Below are 16,826 nucleotides of genomic sequence, written 5' to 3' on the forward strand. Positions count from 1 at the left end.
TGCATTGCTTAAGTCATCACCTGACGCTCTTTGGGGGCTTCGCACCCCCAGCCGCGAGGCAAACCGCCGCGGTGTTTTTCATGATTTTTGCACCAAGGTGTTTTTGCACTTCTAATTGGAAAGAGCCTGCATAGGATAAGAAACTCAATGTTTCTTGACAAAATCAAGACTCAGGTCACCTACGTAAATGGCACTCTTCCCGTTTTGATCATCAGGTACGCGCTTTCCGTCCAGATTGGTCTCATACCTCAAAGACTTAAAGAAGGTATGTGAATGGCCACCGAGGACGAGGTCGATATCCCTACTGCCCTTGATGACATCCTCGTCGTCTTGAGCGTCGGAGATATTCCAACCTAAATGTGAAAGGCAGATAACAAGATCACATTGCTTTTTCTTCTTCAAGAAAGTAGCAACCTGAAGGGCCGTTTTAACAGGGTCCAAGAATTTGACTCCCACACACTTCCGATTATCCACCAGTCCTTTCAGATGAGGACTCAAGCCGAACACCCCTATTTTGAGACCGTCTCGCTTGATGATCACCCAAGGTTTGACAATACCCTGAACTGGCGTATTGGTAAAATCGTAATTAGCACAAAGGATCGGGAAGCGAGCTTCCTTGAACAGACGGGCCATATTGTCAAGTCCGAAATCAAACTCATGATTACCGATGACAGCAGCATCGTATTTCATCATGTTCATCAACCCGATCTCGACATCTCCCTTGAACAAGGTATAATAAGGAGAACCCTGAGAAAAGTCACCACTGTCAAAGAGCAACAGGTCAGGATGCGATTGACGCTGCTGCTTGATCATTGTCAGTCTACGGACAAAACCGCCGCGATTAGCCCAAAAGGTATCAGCCAGGTTTTTGCTCAGCGGCATAACGCAACTATGAGCGTCATTGGTATGCAGAATAAAAAGTTGTTTCTTCTGGGCGTTAAGAGGCCCTAAGACCAAAAGAAGGAAAAACAAGACAAGCGAAAAATTCTTTTTCATTATCATTACAATAAATAAAGCGCATTAAAACTATTGGATTCGGAGTGTTCACGATGCAAACGAGATGACACCAAAAGCACAACTCCGGGATCAGGGATTATTTGACGACGATCCGACCTTCAATTTGAGGATTCACAGGAGTTCCCTTAGCCTTCTGTTGCTCAAAATAAGACTCGATAATAAAACGGACATCATTTTTGGTTTCCTGAGGAGACAAGACGTCAGTGCCCTTTTGGAAAGCGACCATATCATCATTTCCCTGAGCCACATAGTCCAACGTAGCCACACGATAAGACGCATTGGGATTCACTGGTTGACCATGGACCTTAGCGTCCAGCAATTTGCCATCCTTGGAAATGACAAGATTGACACCTTTACTCACGCCTTCACCGCCACGCGAAGCCATCTGTCTGAACAGATCCAAGACATCAGAACCCTTCAAAGTCAGGAAACATATTTTGTTTTCGAAAGGTGCAGCATTCAGGACATCCCCTTTTGTGATCGGTCCCTTGGGAAAAGCGGCACGTATACCGCCCATGTTATACACTGCGAAATCCGGATGCTCATTGAAAGAAGAAGATCCCCAAAGCAATATATCGGAAAAAAGGTCCGATATCTCACTCTCCGGTCTATGGTTAGCCATGTATTTGGCAGAATAGCCGATTACAGGATTCATCAAACTGTCAACCACATGCGTGTAAGGAGCGAGAAAATGCAACGCCGCCGTATCCTGATTCACGTCATAAGTACTGTCTATAAGGATCCGCTGTCTGGAGATCCCGCTCAGTACATATTTAGAATTACTACACGCTACTCCAAGAAACAAGATGGAGGAAAGCCCTAATACCTTTAATTTATTTTTCATTTAAATATAATTATCGTGCAAAGTTAGAAAAAAACAGGGAAGTGAGAAAGAATAGGTTCAGAAATTTGGTGAAACAGAAAAAAAGCCGTAACTTTGCCACGCTTTTCGGCGTAACCGCTGGTAACAGAATGAATTGCTCACTATGTTGCGTTTGAACGACAAACAATATTTAATAATAAACGAAATGGATTTAGTTAAAGTTGCTGAAGAAGCATTTGCAACCGGCAAGAAATTCCCGGAATTCAATCCAGGAGACACGATTACTGTCGCTTACAAAATTGTCGAGGGTAACAAGCAGCGTATCCAGTTGTATCGCGGTGTAGTTATCAAGATCTCCGGAATCGGTGACAAGAAGCGTTTTACTGTAAGGAAGATGTCCGGAACAGTAGGTGTAGAACGTATTTTCCCTCTTGAATCCCCCCATATTGACTCTATTGAAGTCAATAAGCGTGGTAAAGTACGTCGTGCAAAACTCTATTATCTGCGTAAATTGACAGGTAAGAAAGCCCGCATCCAAGAGAAGAGGACAAATGTGGAAAACAAAAAGGCTTAACGCCCGATGTATCCAAATAAAAAAGAGGTCTCGAAAGACCTCTTTTTTGTTTTTGTAATCAAAGCTCATTCATCTTTGCTCCGATAATTCATCTGACCGTCATCCTCACCGTTCAAGGCATCCCGGAAATCTTTCCAGTTCTGGAACCCTGCAAAAAGGGCCAGTCTGTCCTTAGCTTTAGGAGACAAAGCATTCAGATGAAAGTGATGTTTCTTTAAAGTCATAAGAAGTTTATTGACATCCGAATGTAAATCAATATTCTCCCCGAACCTTTTTTCAACATCCTTTACTAATACTTTCATGTAACTTTTCATAACGCTAACATACTCTTAACGAATGCAAAGATAATTCTTTTTTATATTCAATAGTCAAAAAAAAGAAACTTTTCCATGGGCATCCTAAAAAATTTAAATGATAGTAAGCCCATTTCCATTATTAGCCACTATACCAATACCCCCGATTCTCATTCCATAACCGCTGGACGAGTCCGAAAATCAGTTCTCCTTCATCATTCCTGCAAATTTTACGGCAGGCGATAAAATCACCAAATTCCCTTTGCTTTTCAATCGATTTCCACTATCTTTGCAGTAAGTAATTTAATCCTCAATAGAATGAAAGAATTAGCTTTAAAGTATGGCTGTAATCCCAACCAAAAGCCTGCACGTATTTTCATGGACAACGGCAGCGAACTCCCTGTTCAGGTACTCAACGGACGTCCCGGTTACATCAACTTTCTGGACGCACTCAACAGTTGGCAACTCGTCAAGGAGATGAAGGCAGCCACCGGTATGCCCTCAGCTGCAAGTTTCAAGCATGTATCCCCTGCAGGAGCAGCTATCGGATTGCCTTTGGACAATACGCTCAAACACATCTATTTCGTCGATGACGTCGACTTCGAGTTGACACCTTTAGCCTGTGCCTATACCCGTGCCCGGGGAGCTGACAGAATGAGTTCCTATGGTGATTTCGCTGCTTTAAGCGACATCTGTGATGAAGCGACGGCACGCCTGATCAAACGGGAGGTCAGTGACGGCGTTATTGCACCGGGATACACGCCTGAAGCATTGGCTGTCCTGAAACAGAAGAAAAGAGGCAATTACAATATCATCCAGATCGATCCCGATTATCAGGCACCTGAATTTGAACGTAAACAGGTTTTCGGTGTTACGTTCGAACAGAAACATAATGACTGCAAACTTGGGGATCCTAAGATTTACGAGAATCGTCCGACCAAGAACAAGGAAATACCGGAAGAAGCTCTCCGAGACCTGATCATCAGTCAGATCACATTGAAGTACACTCAGAGCAACAGTGTATGCTATGTCAAAGACGGACAGGCTATCGGGATCGGAGCAGGCCAGCAAAGCCGTATCCACTGCACCCGCCTTGCAGGAAACAAGGCCGACATCTGGTGGCTTCGCCAGCATCCGAGAGTCATGGCCCTGCCTTTCAAAGAAGGTATTCACCGTGCCGACCGCGACAACGCCATAGACGTCTATATCAGTGAGGAGCATGATGATGTCCTCCGTGACGGTGCATGGCAGAAGGTCTTCACTCAAAAACCAGAAGTGCTGACGATGGAAGAGAAAAAGGCATGGATCGCCAAAAATACGAATGTGGTTCTTGGAAGTGACGCTTTCTTCCCCTTCGGAGACAATATCGAGCGTGCTCACAAGAGTGGCGTAAAGTATATCGCACAGGCAGGAGGCAGCATCCGCGATGACAATGTCATCGAGACATGCGACAAATACGGCATTGCCATGTGCATGACCGGTGTACGTTTATTTCACCATTAAAACATTTGACTATGGGCAAAGACATCGAAGATATCATCGAGCATGGAATCATTTTCAAAGGTGCCCCGAGCGAGAACTCTGATAATGGCAAGCAGAAGGTAAAGACCAAAGCTAAGAAGAAGAAATACATTACAGGGACTCATGGCAGTGGCTCTGCCCTACAGAAAGCCAAATACCGGTTGCAGCGGGCTAACCGAAAGCACAAGGGCAACCGCAAAGAGAAATGACGAATGTATTTGTTTGTCAGTTTGTCACCGACTGGCAATAGGAGTTTATCTTATAAAAATCCCGGATCACTGTTTGAAAACAGATGGTCCGGAATTTTTATATTCTTATTTGCTTCCACCTGGCAAGAGAAGATACCGGCATCAAATATACCCATTTCCCGTTACCGGTCGTCTGTGCATTGCCAAATGCAATCTAATAATGTTTTTCAGTCTTCACTTTCCCATTCCAGGACAACGTAAGCACAGAAGGTTGGAGGCACTTATGAGCATGATCGAAGATGACGGCAGGGTTCATCCGATGTCCTTTGAAATGCACTTCGAAATGGAGATGCTCCGTCGTAGCAGAACCCGTACGACCGGTCAGTCCGATAACTTGTCCGGCTTTCACCTTTTGCCCTACATGAACGAAATCCTTGGACTGATGACCGTAAAGCGTTTCGAAGCCATAGGCATGGCGGATGACGATACAGTTGCCATAGCCAAAGTAGCGGCAGGACCGTGTCACTACGCCGTCAAAGGCGGCCAGGATGCGGTCATTCGGGCAAGTCTTGATATCTACTCCGGGATGATGGCGACGGCCGCCATAGGGGCTGATAACGTGACTTCCGGGAAGCGGATAAGCCCAATGGGAATTTTCTATCAAACTCAAATCTATCTTAAAATCACTGGACTTGTTGTAATCGATTTCGTCATCGGGATCCAGGTCTATAGGACTCTGATGGATCGCAGCCATCATCTTTCTGTCAGGTACCACGAACACATCCACGAAGTCACCGTTCTTCTTAAAGAGAAGAGTTTGGCTTTTCAGTTTGTGATTGCTTAAACTGAGAAGTGTTTCCGGGTTAATTCTCCCGCCATTGACCATGATCGAGAAATTACAATACCCCATCCCCTCTTTTTCTCCTACGATCCCTATCGTCTGCCCAGCCCGCACGTATTGACCGACTTTCACCACGTTCTGGGTAAGATTGTTATAGACTGTCTCCAGTCCATTGGCGTGACGAAGGACGATCGTGTTCCCTCCCGAAGGCATTCTCCGGGACAATCTCACCCTACCGGCAAACATGGCTTTCACCGCATCTCCCCGCAAGGTACTGATTTCTACGACAGACGCACCGATCTGCTGCGCTTTGCCTATAGGCAGAGGAAATGAATAATTGCGCGACTGAGTCTTATTGAAATTGACTTTGAAAGAATTGCCATGATCAAACAAATGAGGCGTAGGCACACTCACTTGCGTCAATTCAGTATCAGAAAATGTCTTTCTGACCGGAGTGAACGAGAGTAAAACAAATACAGGCAGCAATGCCAAAAAATAGCGGAATACTTTAATTTTCATATGACTAAAAGTTAACAGTGTTAAGGTTAAAGCATGACAACAAAGATTGTCCACTCTACCATTCATTTCTCGATTTCCACAGCAACTACTTCTCCCAAGCAGTTCTGTCTACTCTTGCGAGTATTCCCTTTCTATAAAGAGATATCCGGCAGAATATCCCTACGCCTTCTCAATCAGACTCTCTTCCAAGAGAAAGTCTTGTCATCTACGGTCTGCCGACCGTCAATTCATTATCATGCCCGTGTAAATCCGCCCTGATTCTGTCCCCAATTTACGGGCAGAAAAGAACTGATCCGAATTCCGGAACGTACATATTCCACAATCCTGAATATGCCCGGGTTGTACGCCGACAGCTTCGAGTTGTAAACGATTAGAAGCCGGCAAGTCGATATGCCATTTCTTGTCCATCCTGGCTATCGCACCCATGTTGAACCCAGCCCCAGCAAACTGATCATACACTTCCTGACCGACCTCAAAAGAATCCAATGAAATGCCTGGACCTATCACGGCCAACAAATCAGCAGGGTTGCTCTGGTAACAGACCTTCATATCCCTGACAGCCTTTCGTACGATACGGGCGAGAGTTCCTCTCCATCCCGCATGAACGGCTGCTGAAGCATGATGTACGGGGTCATAGAGCAACACAGGGATACAGTCAGCAGTAGAAACACCGATGCAGATGCCTTTTACATCTGTCATCAGGCAATCGACCCCTTCAAGGAGTTGTCTCTGAACGGTAGCAGGCAAAGAGAGGAATTCGGCAGCAATATCCCGGCTCTCCACACCATGCACCTGATGGGGCAACAAGAGTGAGGAATCGTCTATCCCTAATGTATGGCAGAGAATGGACCTGTTTTCCCGGACATGTTCCGCCGTATCTCCACAAAACGGATTGATATTCAGTTCTCCGAAAGTGCCCTGGCTCACTCCCCCATGACGGGTAGTAGAGAAAGCCGTGACACTGTCATCCAAAGCATAAGTATGTAAATCAGTTGTTTTCAAAAGTTTGGTCATTTAATCGTCAGTATATTCGAAATCCGTCAGATCCTCGATATCCTTTCCTTTCCCTTTTTTAGGAGATTCCTCAGCATTGATATCCTCATCTATCTCGACTGCACCCTCAGCCTCCATCTCATCATGGAAAGCCTTCACTTCCTTGTCACGGTGAACTAGAGTTGTCTCGGAAGAGATCTCCTCGAGTTTATTGCTTTCAGAATTCAGTTCTTTCCAAAGCACGTCTTTCAGTTCGTCCAGTCCCTTTCCTGTTACGGAAGAGATGAACACGCAAGGGAGGTCAGTAGGCAAAGTCGCCTTCAGCATCTGGATCAGTTCGTCATCGAGCAAGTCCGACTTGGTTATCGCCAGCACACGGTGCTTACCCAGCAATTCCGCATTGAATTTCTTCAACTCATTCAGCAGGACCTCATAGTCGTGTTTAATGTCGTCCGTATCTCCCGGGACCATAAACAGCAACAGGGAATTACGTTCGATATGGCGCAGGAACCGCAGTCCCAGTCCTTTCCCTTCACTCGCGCCCTCAATAATTCCGGGAATATCTGCCACTACGAAGGACTTGTTGCCCTTGTATTTGACGATACCCAAGGACGGTTCAAGCGTCGTAAAGGGATAGTTGGCAATCTTCGGTTTTGCGCTGGACAAGGTCGAGAGCAATGTCGACTTACCCGCATTGGGGAAGCCCACCAGACCGACGTCAGCCAACAGTTTCAACTCCAGTATCACCGTCAACTCCTGAGCCGGTTCTCCCGGTTGAGCGTAGCGAGGTGCCTGATTAGTGGATGTCCGGAACTGGAAGTTTCCCAGTCCGCCTTTGCCGCCTTTCAACAAGACCACCTCCTGGCCATCCTCAGTCACGTCACAGATATATTTACCTGTAGCGGCATTATAGACGACCGTACCGCAAGGAACGTCGATATAGGCATCAGCGCCGTCAGTCCCATGACACTTGTCACTGGCGCCGTTTCCGCCATGTTCTGCGAAGACGTGCCGCTCATACTTCAAATGCAGGAGGGTCCAATAATTATGATTGCCCCGGAGGATGACACTGCCGCCATGACCGCCATCGCCTCCATCAGGTCCACCATTAGGTTGATATTTCACATGCCGAAGATGCATAGAACCCTTTCCACCTTTACCTGAACGGCAATGGATTCTCACATAATCTACGAAATTGGATTCTATAGCCATTATATCTTCTCTATCATCATTAAATTAGTGGAGAAAATCAACTTGCGAAATCATTTTCCGCCTTTTCGGAAAAGACTTTCTCCAAAGCTCTGAAAAAGGAACAAATGCCTTTGCCCGTCGTTTCGCAATGGGCAAAGGCATCAGAAAGATCCACTATTTGAGTGAATCGATCACTTTGCACACACGGGCGAAGATGTCGTCAACAGTTCCCAAGCCTTCTACATGAAAGTGGATACCTTCCTTGGTATACCATTTGATCAGCGGAGAAGTCTGGTTATGATAAACGGTCAGGCGCTTCTTGATCGTCTCCTGATTGTCATCTGAGCGTCCGCTCATCTTACCGCGGAGAATCAAGCGCTTCATCAGTTCATCCTCCGGAACATCGAGTTCGATCATTGCAGCAAGGCGATGACCGCGCTGAGCCAGCATCTTCTTCAAAGCCTCAGCTTGAGGAATCGTGCGGGGGAAACCGTCAAATATCACGCCCTTATGGTCTTTGCCGAAAGAGTCATAGACCTTTGCCAGGATGCTAACCATCAAGTCATCAGGGATCAACTGGCCATTATCAATATAACCTTTGGCTGTTTTTCCCAAGTCACTGCCCTTCTTGATTTCATTTCTCAATACGTCTCCGGTAGAAATATGCCCGAAGCCATACTTTGCGATCATCTTCTCACTCTGGGTTCCTTTACCGGCACCTGGAGCACCAAAAATAACGATATTCTTCATTGTCTTGTTATATATTTTTATTATAAAATTCACGTTTACACCGACTTTACGGGAGCCTGATGATCCTGTCTCGTTCCCTCCGATCAATCAGACACAAGAGAGCAGTCGGGCAGGTCAATCCTTCTTTTCATCCACTAGAGTATAGATGTCTCTCAAGCCACGCCCTTGCTGGTCATAGTCGAGTCCATAGCCCAAGATGAAATCATTAGGGATTTTAATGACCGAGTACTCAATATTCAGAGGGATCGTCAATTTGTCAGGTTTTACGAGTAATGTGCAGATATGAACGGATTCAGGGCCACAAGCCTGTAGTGTTTCGATCATGTGTTGCATGGTCAATCCAGTTTCCACAATATCTTCCAGGATGATGACCGTCCGTCCTTTCAGATCCCTGTTGATACCCACCAGTTCTTTCACTTTACCAGTGGTCGAAGTCCCCTCATAGGAAGAGAGTTTGACGAAAGATATTTCAAAAGGAATAGTCAGCATTCTCGTCAGATCTGCTGCGAAGATATACGATCCGTTCAGAACAGCCAGAAAAATAGGATTTTTGTCAGCCATGTCCTTATTGAGACGATCTGCTACAACCTGTATTCGTTTCCTGATCTCCGATTCAGGAATAGATGTCTTAAAGGTTTTATCCTTAATTTTTACTACACTCATTACTCGAAAACTAATTTTTCGTACAAATTTACGAAAAATATGGCAAACATTACATTTTAATTTCGTATTTTTGCAAGACATGAAGATTTTTACAAGTGCCCAGATTCACGAGTTGGACAAATATACAATAGAGAAAGAGCCTATCAGTTCCATTGACTTGATGGAGAGAGCTGCAAAAGCTTTGACGAGGGCGATAGAAGCAGAATGGTCTGCCGATATCCCCGTCGTAGTTTTCGCAGGTCCGGGAAATAATGGCGGGGATGCCCTTGCTGTCAGCAGGATGCTGGCTGCTGACGGGTATCAGATCGCCGTCTATCTGTTTAATGTCCATAATCACCTCTCCGAAGAATGTGCGACCAACAAGCAACGTCTGATTGAAGCCAACAAGATCAAGGCGTTTACAGAAATCACCATGAACTTCGACCCACCTGAGCTCAGTAAAGACAATCTGGTCATTGACGGACTCTTCGGCAGCGGACTCAACAAGCCCCTTTCCGGAGGCTTCTCTGCTTTGGTCAGATACATCAATCAGTCTTCTGCGAAAGTGGTCAGCATCGATATTCCTTCCGGTCTGATGTGTGAAGACAACACGTACAACATCCGTCAGAATATCGTCAAGGCTGACCTGACCCTGACACTGCAGCAAAAAAAACTCTCCATGCTATTGGCCGACAACCAGTGTTATATCGGTCAATTAAAGGTTCTTGACATCCATCTGTCCCAGGAGTATATCTCCCAGAAGGACTGTGAATACAAGGTCCTCGAAGAAAATGACATCAAGTCGCGGATTCTGCCGCGCAAGGATTTCTCCCATAAAGGTACCATGGGCAGTGCCCTGCTGATAGCAGGCAGCTATGGGATGGCAGGAGCTGCCGTCCTCAGCACGAAGGCTTGTCTGCGTGCCGGTGTAGGGAAAGTCTATGTGCATACTCCAAGGCGCAATTACAATATCATGCAGATCGCCGTTCCTGAAGCAGTGATGCAGATGGATCGGGAAGAAAACTATTTTTCTGAGGCTGTCGACACTCATGATATAGACGCTTTGGGCATAGGTCCGGGACTCGGACAACAGGAAGATACAGCCATTGCGGTCATCGCCCAGTTGCGGCGGACAGGGTGCCCTATCGTAGTCGATGCGGATGCCATCAATATTCTGGCGAATCACAGAGCGTGGCTGCAACAACTCCCTGCCGGCATCATTCTCACGCCTCACCCCAAAGAATTCGACAGACTCTACGGTACCATGAGCAACAGTTGCTATGAGCGCCTGGAAAAGGCACGCAAATTGTCCAAGGTCCTCCAAGCTTATATCATACTCAAAGGGCACTATTCTGCCTTATGCCTCCCCGACGGTCATGTAGAGTTCAATCCTACCGGAAACAGCGGCATGGCCACTGCAGGCAGCGGAGACACTCTTACGGGTATCATCACCGGGCTACTGGCACGCGGATACAAGTCTGTCGATGCTTGCAGAGTGGGAATGTACCTCCATGGTTATGCAGGAGACCTGGCGGCTCAGGAACTAGGGAAAGAGAGCCTCATCGCCAGCGATCTGATCCAGTATCTTCCGCAGGCATTTATAGAATTGAGTTGATTCCAGAATCCTATCCTATCACTTGAGAATCGGATAGGATTTTCTTTATCCACTGGTCAGAAGGAACACGCAATTCCCAAATCTCATTCTAAAGCACATTTTCTATTCTACTTTGACGCGTAAGGTTCAAAGCGTTCGTTCTTCAACGAATATCAACTGAAAGACTGGGGATTCCCTGCCTTTAACAATAGTTCGATTGACACAAACATCTCGCTTACGGAAACTATTTCTTTCATAAAACTGTTTCTATAGGCTTGTAAGACGGGGAGAAAAGGCAGGGAACTTTATCCACATGATCACTGAAAAAGGACGGAACCATCAGTAATAAAGAGAGGGTGTCAATCCATCGAGAGAGGGGAGGTCGTAGTTTCTCGAAAGGCGAGCTCTTCTTTCGAGAAAGTTGCGGCTAACTTTCTCGAAACTACGAGGCTTACTTTGCCTAGAGATAGAAAGTTCCTTTTCTATCATCACAATTATCTATAAATCAGGAAGATAAGATTTTAAAGGAAATTCTTCTCCGACACTTTCGACTTACTGCCGTCTACCTGCCCGAAACAAGAGAAGGTTCATTGAGTTTGAGATTTCCGTGACAGTCCTCCCTGATGCTCACCATTCAAGCAGATTCATCGTTCCTGTAGTAAAGTTAACACAGACTTTCAAAGAAGTCCAACGAAGGTAGCCATCATAAAAAAGGCGGAAACCCAATGTTTCCGCCTTTATGATCTATTGTTCGGATCACTTGGATCCGGACTATGAATTTCTATTAGTCAAGTTTTGCCAATTTGTTGTCAGATCCCAAAACTTCAGTAATCTTGTGCTCATACATTTCGAACATGTAATCGCGGGCAACGCCACAATACTTGCGAGGATCGAAATACTCAGGATGCTTAGCCAATGTCTCACGGACACCTGCGGTGAAAGCCAAGCGGGAATCAGAGTCAATATTGATCTTGCAAACAGCACTCTTGGCAGCCTTGCGGAGTTGTTCTTCAGGAATACCTACAGCATCAGGAAGATTGCCACCGTACTCGTTGATGATATCAACATATTTCTGAGGAACGGAAGAAGAGCCGTGAAGTACGATTGGGAATCCAGGGAGTTTCTTCTCGATTTCAGCCAGAATATCAAATGCCAATGGAGGAGGAATCAAGCGGCCTGTCTTCGGGTCACGTGTGCACTGCTCCGGTTTGAATTTATAAGCACCATGGCTGGTTCCGATAGAGATTGCCAGGGAATCAACGCCTGAACGCTTTGAAAAGTCAATCACCTCTTCAGGACGTGTATAATGAGATTCTTCTGCAGAAACTTCATCTTCGACACCTGCGAGGACACCCAGTTCACCTTCAACTGTGACATCATATTGATGAGCATAGTCTACGACTTTCTTTGTCAGGGCGATATTCTCTTCGTATGGGAGAGCGGAACCATCGATCATTACAGATGAAAAACCGTTATCAACACAAGACTTGCAAAGTTCGAAACTGTCTCCATGATCCAAATGAAGTGCAACTTCAGGATAGTTACAACCTAATTCTTTTGCATAAGCTACGGCACCTGCACCCAGGTAACGAAGCAAAACGGGATCGGCATACTGACGAGCACCCTTTGAAACCTGCAGGATCACCGGTGACTTCAAAGTAGCAGAAGCCTTGATGATAGCCTGAAGTTGCTCCAGGTTGTTGAAGTTGAATGCCGGTACAGCCCAGCCACCATTGACGGCTCTCTTGAACATCTCACGGGTGTTGACTAAGCCTAATTTCTTGTAATCTACGATTGCCATAAATTTGATTATGTTTAAAAATTAACTACTATCCTTTGGGTTAAAAAACGAGTGCAAATTTAACCTTTTCTTTTAGGTTGGGCAAATCAGGAAGCATCTTTTTTAGTTTCCCAAGCCCAAAAAGGTCTTCAGGGAACGTTCATCATGGCAATTATCTTTCTCTTGTAAACTGTATCTTACAAAAGGCTAGCATTTTACGCTTGACTGTCAGCCTTTCTCAACATCCGATGCACTGTCAAGGCATAAGCGAAGACGATCACAAAACCGATTAAAGGCACGATAAAAGGCAGGACGAGATGCGTACGGTCAGCCAAAAGACCGACGAGCAGGAAACCGCATCCGCCAATAGGGGTCATCATCAGCAGCGAAGAGGCTGTCTTTGTGAGCCCTCCCAAACTCTTCAGGGCTATCGAGAAAATCGTCGGGAACATGATCGCCTCAAAGAAATAATTGATAATCAGGAAGACCAGAGACAATCTGCCGATCTTGCACAGTGTCAGGATGAAGATCATATCCAAGACGGTCACTGTGGCACACACCAACAGCCATTTCTCTGCAGACATCACGCGCATGACCCAACTCCCGAAGAACCTGCCGATCATAAACAGTGCCAGTGCGCCTGTCAGGACCAGGGAGGCTGTCTGATCAGTCATCCAATCCATTCCTGTAGTGAAATTGATGAAATAACTGTTGATGGAGATCTCCGCAAATTCATAAGCCAACAGTGCAAAAAAGCCAAACGCGAATATAGGATGTTCCTTAAAGAGCGCCTTATAAGGATGACCTTTTTCCTCCTCCGTCGTATCATATTTGATTTCCGGCAAAGTGATTCGGGAAAAGACAATGGCGATCACCAGGACGACGATGCCCAAGATAGCATAGGGAATCCAGATATGATGCCCTTCCTCATAGCCACGGAAGAGGAACTGGCCGACACACAATGTCGCCATCATGCTCCCCAAACCATTGAAAGACTGAGAGAGGACAAGTCGGCTGGCCGAGGTTTCCTTAGGTCCCAGTTCCGTAGCATAAGGATTGGATGCCGTTTCTAGGAATACCAGTCCGCAACCTATCAGGAAGAGACAGAACAAAAAAGCACCGAAGGACCCGCACATGGCACTCGGAATAAAGAGGAATGCCCCTACCCCAAAGACGACCAGCCCGAAAATAACACCGCGACGATAACCGAATTTGTTGATAAATTTGCCCGCAGGTATGGCCAAAAGGAAATAACCCAGAAAGGTCATCACCTGAATCAAAGACGATTTGGTGATGGAAATACAAAGTGTATTCTGAAAGTGCTTGTTCAGAACATCCAAAATAGCTCGCGAAAATCCAATCAGAAAGAACAGGATTGTTATCAGAATAAAAGGTAAAGCGTACTTCTTATCCGTTAATGCCGGTTTTATTTTACTCATGACTTGTCTTTATTACATCATAAAATTCAACTCTGACCCTTGACCTGTGGAAACGGCTCGTCTCTCGTGAAACTGAATCAACAAAATAACAGTGCAAACAAACCAACATCACCAAAGGACATCATGAAAGGGCAGTATCTGTTACCTCATCGGTAGAAACCACAAAACTCTTGCAAAGATAGTAAAAATCCTGTTAACTGTTTAGAAAAGTACAAAAAAAGGTGTACCACCGTACACCATTATAACCTTAAATCTAATACCATGAAAAACATCTGTGCAAATGTATTAAAGAAACGCACGATTTCCAAATTTTCAGGGGCAGAGAAATGGATATTTATATTTATTTTAATCATACCACTGCCCTCTTAACGCATTTTGAGATTTTCGGGGGATCCTTTAAACTTCAAATATGCACGAATGTTCCTTTAGAAAAACTTTCCACTCCGGTATCATAAATCCTTCAGTATCTGTTTCAAGAGATAAGTGGCATTCTGATTTCTGGCTACTCCGGGGGAAATCCGATAGGAATAAGTGATATCTGTACCTAACTGGATTTCAAAACAGGCGTTCCTGAAGGTGCCGGGATATTCGTCTGACAGTTTGGAAAGTGCCAGGTCATGTGTCGCAATGATCCCGCTGACATTCATCTTGGAGATAAACTGCAGGAAGAGTTTCGATCCGTTCAACTTATCGAGTGAATTCGTACCCTTCAATATTTCATCCAAGAGAATGAGTGTCGGCTCATCCGATGTCTTACAATAAGTGATCAACTGTTGTAGCCTCAACAACTCTGCATTGAAATAAGAAATGCCGTGCTCCAAATCATCAGAAGTCCTCATGCTCGAGAAAAGCCTGAAGCGGGACAGTTTCAGAGACTCTGCAAATACCGGCATCGCATTGAAAGCCAGGATCACATTCACGCCGACTGTCCTAAGGAAAGTGCTCTTCCCTGCCATGTTAGCGCCTGTGAGCAGTACAAATTCCCGACTGCCCAAATTGAAATCATTGCGGACTGCTTTCTTCCCAAGAAAAGGATGATACAAGCCCCGAGCTTCGAAAAGCAGTTTTTCGGAATCCACCACCTCAGCCGCTACTGCTTCGGGATGATTGAACCAGACCGTTGCCATTGAGACCAAGGCATCCATCTCACTGACGAGATCTATCCAGTCTTTCATCCGGGTTGCATATTGACGCTGCCACAAAGCAAATTTCCGGACGAGCCAGAAGTCGCTGAGGAAGATGAGGTCGAAAAGGACAAGGCCGATCAGGTTAGCCCTGCTGTTGAGACTCTTCAGGACTTGTCGCAAGATCTTAAAGGCCTTCACCGACTCTTTCAAATGCAACTGGAGGGCCTTGTTTCGGGGTGAATGGAAATCAGCATCTGCGATCTGTTCCACCAAGTCGGCATAGCCAATGGAGGATTGACTGAGACCGGATGAGACATCTCCTATGCTCTTGAGACTCTTATTGCACAGGGCGAAGACGAATATGAGTTGGATGATCCCCCACCATACGGGTATCAGACTGGAGATCACATGAAAAACAGACAAGATGACCATCGCAATGAAACCTGCAGGAAGCAGCCAACCCAGAATTTTAGACAAACCGCTGACGGCAATGGAAGGGTAAGGGCAGACCGAAAAGTCCTGCATCACTTGCAGCATCTTCTGCGTATCCATTTCCTTTCCCTGCAAGATCCGCTGTGATTTGAATCGGGTCATAAAGGATTCCTGACGGGAGAGTTCAATCAATGCCTCCTGCCTATTGCTCTCCCATTTCGGGTGAGTCAGCGAATCAGCGAGGAAATCACTCCCGCCTGAAGTGACTGACCGGGCAATCCGGTTGAATAGCGAACCTTTGCCGAAGATATCCAAATCAAGGGCAAACTCATGATGAGGGTCAATATATTTCTCTCCTGAAGGGAATTGGGTATAATCCCCGCACAAGGCTTTGGACTCCAAAAGAAGCACTTTCAAACTAGCCTGCAGACACGAGATATGCCTATTGTTTTTCTGGTCAAAGCGCGAGAGGATCAGCCAGAGACAGAAAGCGCCGATAAGCAGTCCGGTCATCCAGGCTCTCACCGGCCACATGACCATGAAGACCACTGCCGCCAGCATACCTGCTGCACAAAGAATTTCTCCGGTTATCCACCATTTATTCCAACGCTTGAGCGCGTTGATTTGTATTTCCAAGCCTTCCGACTGGTTCTTGTAATATTCACTTACTTCCATTTCCTGAGATAATTGACGCGCTATAGCGGTTATAGTTGCAAAGATACCGATCTTTGGATACTAGAGCAAAATTAGACTCTTAATATTCCGTAAAGGCAACCTATTTCCCGCAATACCAGTCGTAAAAGATACATTTTAAGAACATTTACTTGTGATTTCCGACAAAAAAGTTTATCTTTGCATAAACATCACGTATTTTTGCTTCTACTGACTGCCTTTTTTATTAATAAGGCTGTCCTCCGGGAGAAAAATAGTCACTAAGTTTCACTCAAAATCAAGCATTATCGAATTCAAGATTATTTTATATGATTATCCTCAACTGAGTGATTTTCTTCAATCATAGGTTCTGTGCTGAAACGCCGGTCTATAGGACACAGCTGCAACAACTAGCCTGTCAAAAAGTCTGTCGCCAAATGATCTTCGGTTG

The 16,826-nt window shown here is 45.6% G+C and carries 15 protein-coding genes; 4 read left to right on the plus strand and 11 right to left on the minus strand.

The genetic code is table 11. From position 1 onward, the window contains the following. Positions 1-144 precede the first annotated feature (144 nt). Complete coding sequence (locus tag NG821_RS11005; RefSeq protein WP_252761713.1) at positions 145-996, minus strand: bifunctional metallophosphatase/5'-nucleotidase; 852 nt, start codon at positions 994-996, stop codon at positions 145-147. Between the two features lie 97 nt (positions 997-1,093). Then, positions 1,094-1,861 carry a 5'-nucleotidase C-terminal domain-containing protein gene (locus NG821_RS11010; RefSeq protein ID WP_252761714.1) on the minus strand — a complete coding sequence of 256 codons (768 nt, stop codon included), beginning with the start codon at positions 1,859-1,861 and terminating at the stop codon, positions 1,094-1,096. A gap of 184 nt (positions 1,862-2,045) precedes the next feature. Here NG821_RS11010 and rplS point away from each other — a divergent pair, with 184 nt between their 5' ends. Further along, positions 2,046-2,414 carry a 50S ribosomal protein L19 gene (gene rplS, locus NG821_RS11015; protein ID WP_252761715.1) on the plus strand — a complete coding sequence of 123 codons (369 nt, stop codon included), beginning with the start codon at positions 2,046-2,048 and terminating at the stop codon, positions 2,412-2,414. Positions 2,415-2,479: 65 nt separating this feature from the next. Here the strand turns inward: rplS and NG821_RS11020 are convergent, their stop codons facing one another. After that, positions 2,480-2,716 (minus strand): hypothetical protein, encoded by a 237-nt coding sequence (locus NG821_RS11020; RefSeq protein WP_252761716.1) that lies wholly within the window; start codon positions 2,714-2,716, stop codon positions 2,480-2,482. Between the two features lie 297 nt (positions 2,717-3,013). Here NG821_RS11020 and NG821_RS11025 point away from each other — a divergent pair, with 297 nt between their 5' ends. Further along, positions 3,014-4,210 carry a phosphoribosylaminoimidazolecarboxamide formyltransferase gene (locus NG821_RS11025; RefSeq protein WP_308571991.1) on the plus strand — a complete coding sequence of 399 codons (1,197 nt, stop codon included), beginning with the start codon at positions 3,014-3,016 and terminating at the stop codon, positions 4,208-4,210. Positions 4,211-4,221: 11 nt separating this feature from the next. Continuing rightward, a complete protein-coding gene (locus NG821_RS11030) occupies positions 4,222-4,437 on the plus strand; it encodes a hypothetical protein (RefSeq protein WP_252761718.1) in 216 nt (71 codons plus the stop codon). Positions 4,438-4,630: 193 nt separating this feature from the next. On the opposite strand, the gene NG821_RS11035 is transcribed toward NG821_RS11030, so the two are convergent. The 5 genes from NG821_RS11035 to hpt form a co-directional block, all read right to left on the minus strand. Next, positions 4,631-5,776 (minus strand): M23 family metallopeptidase, encoded by a 1,146-nt coding sequence (locus NG821_RS11035; RefSeq protein WP_252761719.1) that lies wholly within the window; start codon positions 5,774-5,776, stop codon positions 4,631-4,633. A gap of 222 nt (positions 5,777-5,998) precedes the next feature. Next, the gene (gene pgeF, locus NG821_RS11040) at positions 5,999-6,790 is read right to left on the minus strand and encodes a peptidoglycan editing factor PgeF (protein WP_252761720.1); all 792 of its coding nucleotides are present in this window, start codon (positions 6,788-6,790) and stop codon (positions 5,999-6,001) included. Then, positions 6,791-7,975 carry a GTPase ObgE gene (obgE, locus tag NG821_RS11045; protein ID WP_252761727.1) on the minus strand — a complete coding sequence of 395 codons (1,185 nt, stop codon included), beginning with the start codon at positions 7,973-7,975 and terminating at the stop codon, positions 6,791-6,793. It abuts the gene before it with no gap. 159 nt (positions 7,976-8,134) lie between these two features. Then, a complete protein-coding gene (locus tag NG821_RS11050) occupies positions 8,135-8,710 on the minus strand; it encodes an adenylate kinase (protein ID WP_252761721.1) in 576 nt (191 codons plus the stop codon). A 114-nt stretch (positions 8,711-8,824) separates the two neighbouring features. Next, positions 8,825-9,373: a hypoxanthine phosphoribosyltransferase gene (gene hpt / locus NG821_RS11055; protein WP_252761722.1), complete on the minus strand. Its 549-nt coding sequence runs from the start codon at positions 9,371-9,373 to the stop codon at positions 8,825-8,827. 79 nt (positions 9,374-9,452) lie between these two features. Between hpt and NG821_RS11060 the strand changes: the two genes are divergently transcribed. Beyond that, positions 9,453-10,967 (plus strand): NAD(P)H-hydrate dehydratase, encoded by a 1,515-nt coding sequence (locus NG821_RS11060; RefSeq protein WP_252761723.1) that lies wholly within the window; start codon positions 9,453-9,455, stop codon positions 10,965-10,967. A 763-nt stretch (positions 10,968-11,730) separates the two neighbouring features. Here the strand turns inward: NG821_RS11060 and NG821_RS11065 are convergent. From NG821_RS11065 to NG821_RS11075, 3 genes are all read right to left on the minus strand, one after another. After that, a complete protein-coding gene (locus tag NG821_RS11065; protein ID WP_252761724.1) occupies positions 11,731-12,747 on the minus strand; it encodes a class II fructose-bisphosphate aldolase in 1,017 nt (338 codons plus the stop codon). A gap of 194 nt (positions 12,748-12,941) precedes the next feature. Then, a complete protein-coding gene (locus NG821_RS11070) occupies positions 12,942-14,165 on the minus strand; it encodes an MFS transporter (RefSeq protein WP_252761725.1) in 1,224 nt (407 codons plus the stop codon). Positions 14,166-14,614: 449 nt separating this feature from the next. After that, positions 14,615-16,399: a MutS-related protein gene (locus tag NG821_RS11075; RefSeq protein WP_252761726.1), complete on the minus strand. Its 1,785-nt coding sequence runs from the start codon at positions 16,397-16,399 to the stop codon at positions 14,615-14,617. Positions 16,400-16,826: the final 427 nt, after the last annotated feature.

It is taken from the genome of Segatella cerevisiae (genome assembly GCF_024054555.1).
In the GTDB taxonomy this organism is placed as follows: domain Bacteria; phylum Bacteroidota; class Bacteroidia; order Bacteroidales; family Bacteroidaceae; genus Prevotella; species Prevotella cerevisiae.

Coding starts and splice junctions, on each gene's coding strand:
- NG821_RS11005 (WP_252761713.1), bottom strand. CDS start 996: ATGAAAAAGAATTTTTCGCTTGTCTTGTTTTTCCTTCTTTTGGTCTTA.
- NG821_RS11010 (WP_252761714.1), bottom strand. CDS start 1,861: ATGAAAAATAAATTAAAGGTATTAGGGCTTTCCTCCATCTTGTTTCTT.
- rplS (WP_252761715.1), top strand. CDS start 2,046: ATGGATTTAGTTAAAGTTGCTGAAGAAGCATTTGCAACCGGCAAGAAA.
- NG821_RS11020 (WP_252761716.1), bottom strand. CDS start 2,716: ATGAAAGTATTAGTAAAGGATGTTGAAAAAAGGTTCGGGGAGAATATT.
- NG821_RS11030 (WP_252761718.1), top strand. CDS start 4,222: ATGGGCAAAGACATCGAAGATATCATCGAGCATGGAATCATTTTCAAA.
- NG821_RS11035 (WP_252761719.1), bottom strand. CDS start 5,776: ATGAAAATTAAAGTATTCCGCTATTTTTTGGCATTGCTGCCTGTATTT.
- pgeF (WP_252761720.1), bottom strand. CDS start 6,790: ATGACCAAACTTTTGAAAACAACTGATTTACATACTTATGCTTTGGAT.
- NG821_RS11050 (WP_252761721.1), bottom strand. CDS start 8,710: ATGAAGAATATCGTTATTTTTGGTGCTCCAGGTGCCGGTAAAGGAACC.
- hpt (WP_252761722.1), bottom strand. CDS start 9,373: ATGAGTGTAGTAAAAATTAAGGATAAAACCTTTAAGACATCTATTCCT.
- NG821_RS11060 (WP_252761723.1), top strand. CDS start 9,453: ATGAAGATTTTTACAAGTGCCCAGATTCACGAGTTGGACAAATATACA.
- NG821_RS11065 (WP_252761724.1), bottom strand. CDS start 12,747: ATGGCAATCGTAGATTACAAGAAATTAGGCTTAGTCAACACCCGTGAG.
- NG821_RS11070 (WP_252761725.1), bottom strand. CDS start 14,165: ATGAGTAAAATAAAACCGGCATTAACGGATAAGAAGTACGCTTTACCT.
- NG821_RS11075 (WP_252761726.1), bottom strand. CDS start 16,399: ATGGAAGTAAGTGAATATTACAAGAACCAGTCGGAAGGCTTGGAAATA.